The organism is Actinomadura sp. DC4 (genome assembly GCF_030406325.1).
Classification (GTDB): Bacteria; Actinomycetota; Actinomycetes; order Streptosporangiales; family Streptosporangiaceae; genus Actinoallomurus.
Window position 1 is genome coordinate 18,220 of sequence record NZ_JAUEQY010000016.1, and the last position, 12,216, is coordinate 30,435.

Consider the following 12,216-nt stretch of genomic DNA (forward strand, 5'->3'; position numbering starts at 1 on the left):
CGATCAAGGCCCGGGTCGGGGAAACTTCCTGACTTGGGCCTTCGGCATGAGAGCGGGTGACGGGAATCGAACCCGCACTACCAGCTTGGGAAGCTGGAGTTCTACCATTGAACTACACCCGCGACGCGCTCCGTAGACCGCTCGCACATGCTACCGGAACCCACACCCCCGCAGCACGGTCCTCCGGCCTCCTCAGCGGTGACACGCTCCACGCGATAGTTTCACCCCTGTGCTTCTCTCCGATCGGGATCTCCAGGGCGAGATCGAGTCCGGGCGTATGAAGATCGACCCGTACGACGCCGCGATGGTTCAGCCGTCCAGTATCGACGTGCGGCTTGATCGGTACTTTCGGGTCTTCGAGAACCACAAATATCCTCACATCGACCCCGCCGTCGAGCAGCCGGACCTCACCCGGCTCATCGAGGTCGGTGCCGAGCAGCCCTTCATCCTGCATCCCGGGGAGTTCGTCCTCGCCTCCACCTACGAGGTGTTCGGGTTGCCCGACGACCTCGCGGCGCGGCTCGAGGGCAAGTCCAGTCTCGGGCGGCTCGGGCTGCTCACGCACTCGACGGCCGGCTGGATCGATCCCGGGTTCTCCGGGCATGTCACGCTTGAGCTCTCCAACGTCGCGACGCTGCCGATCAAGCTCTGGCCCGGCATGAAGATCGGGCAGATGTGCCTGTTCCGTACGAGTTCGCCCGTCGCGCACCCGTACGGGTCCGCGCATCACGGTTCGCGGTACCAGGATCAGCGTGGGCCGACGCCCTCGCGGTCCTACCTTAATTTTCATCGCACCCGGGTATGAGGCGGAGGCGTCCGACGCTCGTCCTGCCGCAGGGGCCGCCCGGGGCAGGCTGCTCGACGCCGTACGCCGCCCCGATGCGAACAAGGCGGTCTCACATTCGGCGCCGGCATCAGGCTCTCCGGTCCAAGGGGCGAACCGGACCGACCACACCTGGACCGCCGGCGACTCCGGCCCGTTCCCGACGAGGAACGGCTCGTACGTCCTGAACAGCCCAATCAGCATTCCGGCGCTCCCACTCGCAATCGGCCCGCTGCGGCAGGATCCCGCCCTGCACGGGTACCGGTTCGGCAGCGAACCGGCGGGCGATCCGCACGTCGTACGGACCCTGGCCGAGGTCGCTCTCGACCTCGGCCAGGGCGGCCGACGGACCGCGACCGGTTCCGCGTCGACGACCCCCGACGATCCGCCCTCAAACCGAAAGTGACGCACGGCACATAAGTGGGCATCCCGCCCGGCCCCCCGCTAACCTCTCCCGACGTTTGCCCTGGACACCCGGTTGACACCGAGTACATGTGATCTAGGTCATAGACGGGAAGGACGCTGTGTCAAGACTGCGCGTGCACAAGGTCTCGAAGATCTTCGGACGGAGGCAGGCCGAAGCCCAACGCAAGATCAGCCAAGGCGCCGACCCGGCCGGACTGGGCGCCGCGGTCGCCGACGTCTCGTTCGACGTCGAGGACGGAGAGATCTTCGTCGTCATGGGCCTGTCGGGCTCCGGCAAGTCCACGTTGATCCGGATGCTGAACGGCATCCTCGAGCCCACCGCGGGCGCCGTCGAGATCGACGGGGTCGACATCACCGCGATGAGCGGCAGAGAACTCCGTGACCTCCGCCAGACGAAGGTCAGCATGGTCTTCCAGCACTTCGCGCTGTTCCCTCACCGTACGGTGCTGGAGAACGCGGCGTACGGGCTCGAGGTCCGGAACGTTCCACGGCAGGAACGCCTGGAGAAGGCCAAGGAGTTCCTGGCCCAGGTCGGGCTGGACGGCTGGGAGGACCGCTACCCCGACCAGCTCTCCGGCGGCATGCAGCAGCGGGTCGGCATCGCCCGCGCGCTGGCCGCCGAGACCGGCGTCCTGCTCATGGACGAGGCGTTCAGCGCGCTCGACCCGCTGATCCGCCGTGAGATGCAGGATCTGCTGCTCGACCTGCAGCGACGCCTCAACAAGACGATCGTGTTCATCACGCACGACCTCAACGAGGCGATGCGCCTCGGCGACCGCATCGCGATGCTGCGCGACGGCCAGGTCATGCAGATCGGTACGGCCGAGGAGATCCTCACCGACCCCGCCAACGACTACGTCGCCCAGTTCGTGGCCGACGTCGACCGGACGCGTGTGCTCACCGCCCGGTCGGTCATGGAGAAGCCGGTCGCCGTCGTGGAGGCGAACGGCGGGCCGCGCGCCGCCGTACGGGTCATGCGCGAGACGCAGTCCGCCGCGGCGTTCGTCCTGTCCCGTGAGCGGAAGCTGCTCGGCGCGGTCCTCGCCGAACCCGCGGCCAGGGCCGTACGCGAGGGCCGCAGCGACCTCGACGGTCTCATCGACGACGACGTCCAGCCCGTCGAGCCCGACACGGCCGTCGCCGACCTGTTCACCCGCTGCGCCGAGAGCCCGTTCCCGGTGCCGGTCGCCGACGGGGACGGCAGGCTCCTCGGCGTCATCCCGCGGATCACGCTGCTCGCCGCGCTCGGCAACGGCCAGGAGGTCACCACCAATGCCTAGGCTCCATCTCGGTGACTGGGTCAGCGACGCGGTCGACTTCCTCACCAAGCACGGCAAGCCGGTGTTCGACGCGATCAGCGACGTCGTCGGCGGCGTGGTCCACGGCCTGAGCCACCTGCTGAGCGCGCCGCCGTCCCTGGCGCTCGCCGCGCTGATCGCGATGGCGTGCTGGTGGCTGCGCGGGCTGGCGGCGGGCGTGCTGACCATGGCCGGGCTCATTCTGATCGACTCGCTCGGGCAGTGGGACGCCGCGATGCAGACGCTCGCCCTCGTGCTGGTCGCCAGTGCCGCGGCCCTGCTCGTCGGGGTCCCGCTCGGCGTCCTGAGTGCCCGTACGGCGGCGTTCAGCGCCGTGGCCCGGCCCGTACTGGATCTCATGCAGACCATGCCGGCGTTCGTCTACCTGATCCCGGCGATCTCGTTCTTCGGGCTGGGCGAGGTGCCCGGCGTCATCGCGACGATGATCTTCGCGATCCCGCCGGGCGTACGGCTGACCGAGCTCGGCATCCGGCAGGTGGACCGGGAGACGGTCGAGGCCGCCGAAGCGTTCGGTACGCCACCGGGACGCGTGCTCACGCGGGTGCAGCTTCCGCTGGCCCTGCCGACCATCATGACCGGTGTCAACCAGGTCATCATGCTGTCGCTGTCCATGGTCGTCGTCGCGGGCATGGTCGGCGCCGCGGGCCTGGGCGCGAACGTCTTCGGCGCGATCACGCAGTACAACCTGAGCGCCGGAGCCGAGTCCGGCCTCGCCGTCGTCGTGCTGGCGATCATCCTCGACCGCATGACGGGCGCGCTCGGCACGCGGCTGGCGCCGGCCGCGCGGCGTTCGGCCGACCGGGCCGCGCGCGGCGGCGTGGCCAACGTCCTGAGGTACCGCCCGCGTCCCGTGCTGGCGCTGTCCGGCGTCGTCGTGTTCGCGGTGCTCGCCACGACGCTGGGCGTGGTCGGCACCGGGGGCGGCGCCAAGGGCAAGCCGATCACCATCGGCTACATCCCGTGGGACGAGGACATCGCCGTCACCCAGCTGTGGAAGAGCGAGCTGGAGAAGAAGGGGTACCAGGTCACGCTGCGGCAGGTCGACGCCGGGCCGTTGTTCGCCGGCCTCGGCCAGGGCGACATCGACCTGTTCTTCGACGCCTGGCTCCCGGCCACGCACGCCGACTACTACAACAAGTACAAGGACGAGATCGAGGACGTCGGGGTCTGGTACGACAAGGCGAGCATGCAGATCGCGGTGCCCAAGACCGACCCGGCCAACTCCATCGCCGACCTCAAGGGACAGAGCGGGCGCTTCAAGGGCCGCATCGTCGGCATCGAGCCCGGCGCCGGCGAGATGAAGATCGTCAAGAACAAGGTGCAGCCCGCGTACGGTCTGGGCGACTACAAGGTGGTCGAGAGCAGCACGGCGGCGATGCTCGCGGAGCTGAACCGCTCCATGCAGAGCAAGCAGCCGATCGCGGTCACCCTGTGGAAGCCGCACTGGGCGTACACCAAGTTCCCGATCAAGCCGCTCGCCGACCCGCAGAACGCCTTCGGCGCCGCGGAGAAGATCCACACGCTGGGCCGCCAGGGCTTCGCCAAGGACTTCCCGCAGCTCGACGGCTGGCTGAAGAGGTTCACGATGGACGACGCCCAGCTGTTCCCGCTGGAGGACCTGGTGATGAACAAGTACAAGAACAAGGAGGCCCAGGGCGTCGCCGAGTGGGAGAAGCAGAACCCGGCGATCGTCAAGAAGCTCACCGGCTGACACCGCGTCACAGGAGCGGGGCCGCCCAAGCCGTACGGCGCGGGCGGCCGCCCGCGCACTATGACGGACGGTGGCGCCGCGACGCGCGCGAACGGCGGCCGGCGGCGAGGCGGCGGCCCATCAGGTCGGCGTACCCTGAGCCCTCGCGGTCCTCGTCCGGGCCGTACAAGGTGCGCGACCAGTTCTCGGCGGCGTTCCCGACGACGCCGGCACGCCACGCGAACAGCACGCCCAGCGTCCCGAACAGGCCGAGCAGCCATCCTGCGGTCGAGTTGACGAACAAGCCGAGGAAGACCGCGAGGATCACCACGGCTACGGCTCCCAGTAACCAGCGCATGTCCTCAAGTGTCGTCTCGATCCGGGGTGGCCGTCCATGGGGAGCAGAGCTGCCCATGCGTCGGTCAAGGGGGTTCCTCGATTGGGTCGTCGGTGCCACGGGGCGACGGGGACCGCTGAATCATCTGGCTCATCATCGGCGAGGTAGTCGGGAGAGGCCCCATGGCCGAGAAAGAGCTGTTCGGCGGAATCGAACCCACGTGGCGTGTCGCGGTCGCCGCCGAGTTCTGCCGGATCGAGGAGATCTGCGCGCAGGCGGCGCGGGCGCAGTGGGAGACGGTACGGATCTGGCGGGTCATCAACCTCGGGCTCGGATCGTCCGCGGTGATCACGGCCGGGGTGGCCGGGAGCGTGGTGCTCGCCGGTGACCGGTTCCCGGTCGTGGCCGGGGCGCTCGCCCTGGTCGGGGCCATGCTGACCACGGTCATCAGCATGGTCGGGCCCGCCCGAAAGGAGAGCCAGGCCGTCGAGGCCGCCAAGGCGTACCAGTCGGCGGAGACGGCGGCCCGCCAGTCGCGCCAGGTCGACCTGCCCGGGCACTCCTTCGCCCAGGCCCGGCAGGGCCTCTGTGACCTGACCGAACGCTGGCACGCGGCCAACCGGTCCGCCACGCCCGTGCCCCGGTGGGCGCAGCGCCGGGCCGCCCGGAGCCCGTACGGCAACCGGGCCGAGGACGTCATGACCGACCGGATGAGCGAGGTCGTACGGGTCTTCCGGGTTTCGCGCCGTACCGCCGATCAAGTGTCGTAGATCCCGGTTGAACCTTTTCCGGTATTTCGCGCGTACGGGAAAGGGGGCGGTCCCTCATCGCCATACCCCGGCGAGAAGAAAGGGGCGAGACAGTGCGACACGCGATTCGCTACGACGAAGAGCTGCGGCTGCTCGGGGAGCTGTACCGGGAGCTGGTCGGGCTCGGACTGCGCGTCGGGTTCCGTGACGCGCTGCCCGGACTGACCATCACGACCGAGATTCCAGGCGTACCCCTGTACGTCTTCGTGGCCGAGTCCGGGCACGACTTCGACTGGAACAACGCGGAGATGCGGCACCCGGTGGACGACCCGGCGGGGGCGGCGCGGCGGATCGCGGCGTTCCTGCAGGAACGCGGCGTCGGAGGTGTGGTCACCCGGAGCGAGCCCGGGTGACCACGAGTCCGTCTCAGCCGCAGGTGACGCCGTTGAGCGTGAAGGCGCCCGGCGCGCCGTTGGCGCCGCTGTAGGAGAAGCTGGCGCCGATCGAGGCCGACGCGCCGGTGGCGAGGGCGCCGTTCCAGGAGGCGTTCGCGACGGTGACGTCCGATCCCGACTGCGACCAGGTGCCGCTCCAGCCCTGGCTCAGCCGTTGGTTTCCCGCGTAGGCGTACTTCAGCGTCCACCCGTTGATCGCGGGTCCCCGGTTGGTGATCGTGATGTTCGCCGTGAAGCCCGAACCCCAGTCATTGGCCGAGTACGCGACCGAGCAGGCGGAATCGCCACCACCACCTCCAGAGCCGCCGAGCGCCGTCGCGATGGCGCCGTACACGGACGGTTTCGCGGTCAGGTTCTCGTCCCAGGGCAGTGCCGAGCCCTGGCCGGTGAAGGTGCTGGGCACCCAGGAGTACTTGTCGGTGTCCACGCCGAGGTCGGCGAAGCGCTGCAAGTCGGCCTGCATGCCGGTTGGGAAGCCGTACTGCACCGCCAGCCCTCGGTGTTGTAGTCGTTGATGTGGAGCTTGGCGTCCGGGTCGGCGGCGCGGGCGGCGCGCAGCGCGGTGGCGATGTACCCCGTGCCGAGCGTGGTGTACCAGAGGCTCGTCCGGTACGTCCCGTCGTCGTTGAACGGCTCGTTGACCACGTCCCAGGCGTACACCTGGCCCCTGTGGTGCCCGGCGACGTTCGCGATGTGGTTCTGCAGGACCGCGGTGAGCTGGTCGGCGGTTCAGGTGCCGCCGGTCAGCCAGCCCGGCAGCTGGTTGTGCCAGAGCAGCGCGTGACCGCGGACGATCTGGCCGTGCGCCCGCGCGAAGCTCACGACGGCGTCGCCCCTGGCGTGGCTGAACTGGTTCTGCCGGGGTTCGGTGGCGTGCCACGTCATGGAGTTGCCGGGGTGATCTGCCCGAACTCGCTCCCGCCGAGGATCGCGTTCTCCTCAGGGGCTGACGCAGGTGGGCGTGGGCACGGTGGGCGGGCCGTCCGCGACGAGCCCGAACGTCGTCGACGCTCCGGCGGCGACCGTACGATTCCAGTCCGCGTTCCGTACGGTGGCGAGGTCTCCGCTGACGGTGAGAGTGCCGTTCCAGACGCTCGCGATCCGCTGGTCACTCGGCGTCAGCCAGCTCACGGTCCAGCCGTTCATCGGCGCCGCGCCCGGGTTGTGGACGGTCACCTCGGCCTGGAAGCCGCCGGACCAGGAGTTCGTGACCGCGAAGGTCGCCTGGCAGGGCGTGCTGCCCGGGTCGCCGGTCTGCCCGACGCCGGCGACCTCGCCGTTGCCGCCGTCGAAGACGACGTCGGAGCAGCCGTAGAACGTCTCGGTGCTGTCCGACCGCGTCCAGACCGAGTAGATGACGTGCCGCCCGGTCTTGCCGGAGGGCAGGTTCCCGGACCAGTAGTAGTAGCCGTCCACGCTGCCCGTGGGGCCCGTGCTCGGCGGCCGGTCGACGACGAGGAACGGATTGCTCTCCATGTCGTCCCAGTTCAGCGGCTGTGTCGGGTCGTAGCCGTCCTTGGTGACGTACAGGGAGAACGAGCCGGGGTGCGCGGCCCACTTGTTGTAGTGGAAGTCGACGTTCGCGCCGCTCGTCAGGTGGGTGAGCGGCCAGTCCGCGCTCGGCAGGTCGAAGCCGGTGTAGTTCGGGTTGCCGCCGCTGCACAGCCGCCCGTCCGGGACGAACCCGCGCGTACGGCCGGCGCCGTCGGAGCGCAGCACCGCGAACCAGTTGTAGAGCGAGTTGACGCCGCTCTGCGCCACCGCGGCCGAGCACGCCGGGTTCTTCGGCGAGATCTCACCGGTCGGGGTCAGCCCGTCCTCCCAGCACAGGAACGTACGGCTGCCCGGCTGCATGAACGCGCCGTGCGCCGTCGCGGGCCGGGCGACCAGCAGGCTCACGCCGAGCACGACCAGCAGCACCCCGGCGAATGTCCGTTTCACGGCCTCTCCTCTCAGATATGGGAGCGCTCCCATAGCACCGCGTCGCACACGGACAGATCAAGAGCGTGGAGGCGTGGAGCGGACCGACCTGCCGCTTCGTAGCGCCACGGCGTGAAAGTAGGTGAAAACGCTACTTCCCGCCCACACCGGCCATGCCCGCGACGAGCCAGCGCCGGGCGAACAGGTAGACGACGAAGATCGGCAGAGCCGACAGCAGCACGGCCGCCATCAGGCCGGGGACGTTGGAGCTGAACTGGCCCTGGAAGTTGTACAGGCCCAGCGTCTGCACCCGCTGCTCGTCGGACTGGGTGAGGATCAGCGGGAACAGGAAGCCGTTCCAGGCGTTCAGCGCGCAGTAGATCGAGACGGTGGTCAGCGCAGCGCGACTGAGCGGCAGCGCGAGGCTCCACATCAGGCGGACCGACCCGCCACCCTCCAGCGTCATCGCCTCGTACAGCTCACGCGGCACGTCGCGCAGCGCGGAGGCGAGCACGAGCACGCTGAGCGGCAGCCCGAACGCGACCGTGGGCAGCACGATCGCGGTCAGGGAGTCGTACAGGTGCATGCGGGTGATCAGCAGGTACACCGGGATGATCGTGGCCTGCGCCGGGATCGCCAGGCCGGTCAGGAACATCCGGAAGACGCCGGAGACCATGCGGCTGCGCGACCGCACGATCGCGTACGCGGCCGGGAAGGCGAGCAGCACGGTGAGTGCCGCGCTCGCGACGGTGACGATCGCGGTGTTGACGAGGTAGTGCGTGAACCCGCGGTCGAAGACGTCGCCGAAGTTGCCGAAGGTGAGGTGCCGGGGCAGAGAGAGCGGCCCGTGGTCGAGGTAGGAGCCGGTCGTCTGCAGGCTGTCCTTGACGACGAGGTAGATCGGCGCGATCACGAACGCCAGCCACACGAGCGACGCGAGCCCGGCGCCCCAGTTGGCGCGGCCCGCCGCGCGCCGGAGCCGGCTCACATCCCCTCCAGCGTGCTGCGCATCTTGGCGAAGCCGGAGAACCGGACGATGACCAGCGACAACGCCGTGCCCAGCGCGACCAGGGACAGCGCGATCACACTCGCGTACCCCATCTGGTAGTCGCGGAACGCGGACATGTACATGTGCTGCGGCAGGATGTTCGTCGCGCTCCCGGGCCCGCCCGCGGTCAGGATCAGCACGGTCTCGAAGTAGGTGAGCGACCCGACGAGCATCAGGATCGAGGAGGTGATGATGGTGTTGCGCAGCTGCGGCACCGTGATGTGCCGGAACTGCCGGACCCGTCCCGCGCCGTCGACCGTCGCCGCGTCGTAGAGCGACTGGGGGATCTGCCGCGCCGCCGCCTGGTAGAGCAGCGTGTGGAAGGGCACGAACTGCCACGCGACGACCACGACGATGCAGCCGAGCGCGCCCCGCGGGCTGCCGATGATGTTGCCGTCGGGGAAGCCGATGTAGGGCCCGATCTTGGCGGCGAGCCCGAAGTTCGGGTCGAGCAGCGTCAGCCACGTGATCGCGATCGCCGCCGTCGACATCAGCAGCGGAAGAAAGAAGATCGAGGACAGGGCCGCGCGGTTACGCTGCCGCCCCGCCGCCCACACTCCGAGGAGCAGGGCCAGCGGGGTCTGCACCGCCCAGCAGAGCACCGTGAGGATCGCGCTGATCCGCAGGGAGTCGAGCACGGAGGAGTCGGACAGCATCCGGCTCCAGTTGTCCAGGCCGTTGAACGCGGGTGTGCCGAGGCCGTTCCAGGAGGTGAAGGACAGCACCGCGACGAGCACGAGCGGCAGCCCGGCGAACACCATGAAGAACAGCGCGGCCGGCACCACCCACAGCGCCCCGGGCCGGGCCGCGCGGTCGGTGCTCCGCTCGGCGGCCCGGGTGCCCCGGCGTCGTGCGACGGGGACCACGGCGGTCACTTCACCGACTCCAGGGCGGTGACGAACTGCTCGGGGGTCTGCTTTCCGGTGAAGACCTTCTGCAGGTTGGCCAGCAGGGGGGTCTTGAACTGCGGCATCAGCGCCTGGTCCCACGACAGCGTGAAGCTCGGCGCCTTCTGCACCATCTGGTAGACGTACCGCGCGAACTCCGGGCTGGGCGCCGCGGACAGCTTGTCCTCCAAGCCGGTCACGGCCGGCACGTCACCGGACTTGATGAGCGCGTCGACGTACGCCGCGTCGGACATCTCCTTCTTCAGGAAGTCCACCGCGGTGTCCTTGCCGGCCGACTTGGAGCTGATGGAGAAGTAGTTGGTCGGGTTGCCGACCACGGCGTTCGGGTCGCCCTTGCCGCCCGCGACCGAGGGGAACGGCGCGAAGCTCAGGTCCTTCTGGGCGAACGCGCGGTGCCGTTCGACCTGGTTGGAGACCTCCCAGGTGCCCATCAGGTGCATGGCCGCCTTGCCCTTGGCGAACAGCAGGCCGGCGCCGTCGTTGACGTAGTTCACCGAGTTGTAGTTCGTGCCGAACGCGCCGCGCTGGACCAGCTCGCGCACCTGCCCGAGGGCGGTCAGGACCGCCGGGTCGCGCCAGGCGCCGGGCTTTCCGGCCGCGATGTTCTCAAACACCGAGGGGCCGCCCGTACGCTCGACGAGGTACTCCAGCCACATCAGGTTCGGCCACTGGTCGAGGCCGCCGAGGGCGAATGGCTGGATCTTCTTGGATTTGAAGAAGTCGACCAGTTTGAGCAGGTCGTCGTAGGTCGCGGGCGGTTTCTGGCCCTGCTCGGCGAACAGCGTCTTGTTGTAGAAGAGGATCACTGGTTGCATGCCCCGCATGGGTATGCCGTAGTACTTGCCGTCGATTTTCCCGGCGTCGAGCACCGAGGGCAGGAAGGAGCCCTTCCACGCCGCGTCGGCGGTGAGCTTCGGGGTGAGATCCACCAGGCCGCCGGCCTGCACGTAGGGGCGGATGCTGCCGCTTCCCCAGTTGAAGAGCAGGTCGGGCGGGGTCGGCGAGCCCATGCTGACGCGGAGCTTGTCGGTGTAGACCGCGCCGTCGCTGGAGATCGGCAGCAGCTTGACCTTGCCGGCCGAGGAGGATTTGTTGAAGGCGTCCACCGCCGACCGCTGCACGCGGTTCTGCGCCTGGTCCACCAGGACCCACGCCTGGACGGTCTTCCCGCCCCCCTTCGCGCCGCCGGGGCCGGAGGTGCCGCAGGCGGCGGCCAGCGGCACGGACAGGCCGGTGATCGCGGCTGCGGACAGGAAGGTGCGGCGTGAGAGGGGCTGCTCGCCCATCAGGACCTCCTTGGCTGGGGGTGGCGAAGACGGGCTGGACCGGCACCGATAGACTTTCGAAAACTATCGACGCCCATATCTGGGGCAGCCTAGAAAAGGGCGGTGCATCGGTCAACCCCCCACTTTTCTGCTGCCGAAAGGCAGGCTAGGCGGCTTCGAAACTTTGCGATACTCTTCGAAATCGTCAGGCTCAGCGAAGGAGATCATCTGTGGCACGACAGCCGGGGGCGGCCGGTGAGTGAGCGCCCGACACTCGCCCTCATCGCGTCGGAGGCCGGGGTCTCCCAGGCCACCGTCTCGAAGGTGCTCAACGGCCGGACCGACGTCGCGCCCGCGACCCGCGAACGGGTCGCCGACCTGCTGAGGACGCACAACTACCTCGCCCCGGGCGGCCGCCGCGCCCGGCGTTCCGGGCTGATCGACCTGGTCATCGGCGGTCTCGACAGCCCCTGGGCGGTGGAGATCCTGCGCGGCGTCGAGGCCGAGTGCGCCGAGCGCGGCACCGGCACCGTGGTGTCCCTCGTACGCGACGACAACGCGCGGCCGCCGAGCTGGACCTCGCTCACGACGATGCACGACAGCGACGGCGTGATCCTGGTGACCTCGCGCATGACGCCGCAGCAGCGCGCCCAGCTCGAACGCGCCGGCATCGCGCTCGTGGTCATCGACCCCGTCGACCTGCCCGACTCCGATCTGGCCAGCGTCGGCGCGACCAACTGGGCCGGCGGCCTGTCCGCGACCGAGCACCTCATCGAGCTGGGCCACCGCCGCATCGGGGTGATCGGCGGCCCGCGCGAGATGCTCTGCACGCAGGCGCGCGTCGACGGCTACCGCGCCGCGCTCGAACGCGCCGGCATCGAGGTCGACCGCCGCCTGATCCGCTACGGCGACTTCCGTCACGAGGGCGGTTTCCGCGCCTCGCGCGACCTGCTCGCCCTGGAGGACCGGCCCACCGCGATCTTCGCGGGCAGCGACCAGCAGGCGATGGGCGCCTACGAGGCCGCGCGCCAGGCCGGGCTCCAGGTCCCGCACGACCTGAGCGTCGTCGGCTTCGACGACCTGCCGCTGTGCCAGTGGCTCTCCCCGCCGCTGACCACGGTCCGCCAGCCGCTGGAGGAGATGGGGCGGCTGGCCGCACGCACGCTGTTCCAGCAGCTCGACGGTGAGCCGCTGGTGAGTCCACGAATCGAGCTCGCCACCGACCTGCGGGTCCGGCTGTCCACCGCGCCGCCGCCCGCCGGGACCACCACTTAGG

Annotated in this window: 12 protein-coding genes, 1 tRNA gene and 1 pseudogene; 6 read left to right on the forward strand and 8 right to left on the reverse strand. The window is 69.4% G+C overall.

The features are described from left to right. Positions 1–51: 51 nt before the first annotated feature. Positions 52–122: transfer RNA gene (locus tag QWU11_RS25130), tRNA-Gly, on the reverse strand. A 107-nt stretch (positions 123–229) separates the two neighbouring features. Between QWU11_RS25130 and dcd the strand changes: the two genes are divergently transcribed. The 3 genes from dcd (at position 230) to QWU11_RS25145 (ending at position 4,279) form a co-directional block, all read left to right on the forward strand. Beyond that, the gene (gene dcd, locus QWU11_RS25135; protein ID WP_290116860.1) at positions 230–805 is read left to right on the forward strand and encodes a dCTP deaminase; all 576 of its coding nucleotides are present in this window, start codon (positions 230–232) and stop codon (positions 803–805) included. Between the two features lie 542 nt (positions 806–1,347). Then, complete coding sequence (locus tag QWU11_RS25140) at positions 1,348–2,529, forward strand: glycine betaine/L-proline ABC transporter ATP-binding protein (protein WP_290116861.1); 1,182 nt, start codon at positions 1,348–1,350, stop codon at positions 2,527–2,529. Next, positions 2,522–4,279, forward strand: a complete 1,758-nt coding sequence (locus QWU11_RS25145) for an ABC transporter permease/substrate binding protein (RefSeq protein ID WP_290116862.1) — start codon at positions 2,522–2,524, stop codon at positions 4,277–4,279. The genes QWU11_RS25140 and QWU11_RS25145 overlap by 8 nt, the downstream gene beginning before the upstream one ends. Positions 4,280–4,337: 58 nt before the next feature. Here the strand turns inward: QWU11_RS25145 and QWU11_RS25150 are convergent, their stop codons facing one another. Continuing rightward, complete coding sequence (locus QWU11_RS25150; RefSeq protein WP_290116863.1) at positions 4,338–4,616, reverse strand: hypothetical protein; 279 nt, start codon at positions 4,614–4,616, stop codon at positions 4,338–4,340. A 161-nt stretch (positions 4,617–4,777) separates the two neighbouring features. Here QWU11_RS25150 and QWU11_RS25155 point away from each other — a divergent pair, with 161 nt between their 5' ends. Continuing rightward, positions 4,778–5,365 carry a hypothetical protein gene (locus QWU11_RS25155; RefSeq protein ID WP_290116864.1) on the forward strand — a complete coding sequence of 196 codons (588 nt, stop codon included), beginning with the start codon at positions 4,778–4,780 and terminating at the stop codon, positions 5,363–5,365. Between the two features lie 92 nt (positions 5,366–5,457). Then, on the forward strand, positions 5,458–5,757 hold the full coding sequence (locus QWU11_RS25160; RefSeq protein WP_290116865.1) for a hypothetical protein: 300 nt from the start codon (positions 5,458–5,460) through the stop codon (positions 5,755–5,757). Between the two features lie 13 nt (positions 5,758–5,770). On the opposite strand, the gene QWU11_RS25165 is transcribed toward QWU11_RS25160, so the two are convergent. The 6 genes and pseudogenes from QWU11_RS25165 to QWU11_RS25190 all read right to left on the reverse strand — a co-directional run bounded on the left by QWU11_RS25165 (position 5,771) and on the right by QWU11_RS25190 (position 10,961). Beyond that, on the reverse strand, positions 5,771–6,262 hold the full coding sequence (locus QWU11_RS25165; protein ID WP_290116866.1) for a cellulose binding domain-containing protein: 492 nt from the start codon (positions 6,260–6,262) through the stop codon (positions 5,771–5,773). Beyond that, a pseudogene (locus QWU11_RS25170) lies at positions 6,148–6,684 on the reverse strand (endo-1,4-beta-xylanase). Before QWU11_RS25170 ends, QWU11_RS25165 begins: the two are co-directional and overlap by 115 nt. A 54-nt stretch (positions 6,685–6,738) precedes the next feature. Next, the gene (locus tag QWU11_RS25175; protein ID WP_290116867.1) at positions 6,739–7,740 is read right to left on the reverse strand and encodes a lytic polysaccharide monooxygenase; all 1,002 of its coding nucleotides are present in this window, start codon (positions 7,738–7,740) and stop codon (positions 6,739–6,741) included. Positions 7,741–7,870: 130 nt separating this feature from the next. Next, entirely contained in the window at positions 7,871–8,707 is an 837-nt protein-coding gene (locus QWU11_RS25180) for a carbohydrate ABC transporter permease (protein ID WP_290116868.1), read from the reverse strand. Further along, positions 8,704–9,642 (reverse strand): sugar ABC transporter permease, encoded by a 939-nt coding sequence (locus QWU11_RS25185; RefSeq protein WP_354670900.1) that lies wholly within the window; start codon positions 9,640–9,642, stop codon positions 8,704–8,706. Before QWU11_RS25185 ends, QWU11_RS25180 begins: the two co-directional genes overlap by 4 nt. Further along, positions 9,639–10,961, reverse strand: a complete 1,323-nt coding sequence (locus QWU11_RS25190; RefSeq protein ID WP_290116869.1) for an extracellular solute-binding protein — start codon at positions 10,959–10,961, stop codon at positions 9,639–9,641. Before QWU11_RS25190 ends, QWU11_RS25185 begins: the two co-directional genes overlap by 4 nt. Before the next feature lie 234 nt (positions 10,962–11,195). Between QWU11_RS25190 and QWU11_RS25195 the strand changes: the two genes are divergently transcribed. Further along, positions 11,196–12,215, forward strand: coding sequence for a LacI family DNA-binding transcriptional regulator (locus tag QWU11_RS25195; protein WP_290116870.1), 1,020 nt, complete (start codon positions 11,196–11,198; stop codon positions 12,213–12,215). The last annotated feature ends 1 nt before the right edge of the window (position 12,216 follow it).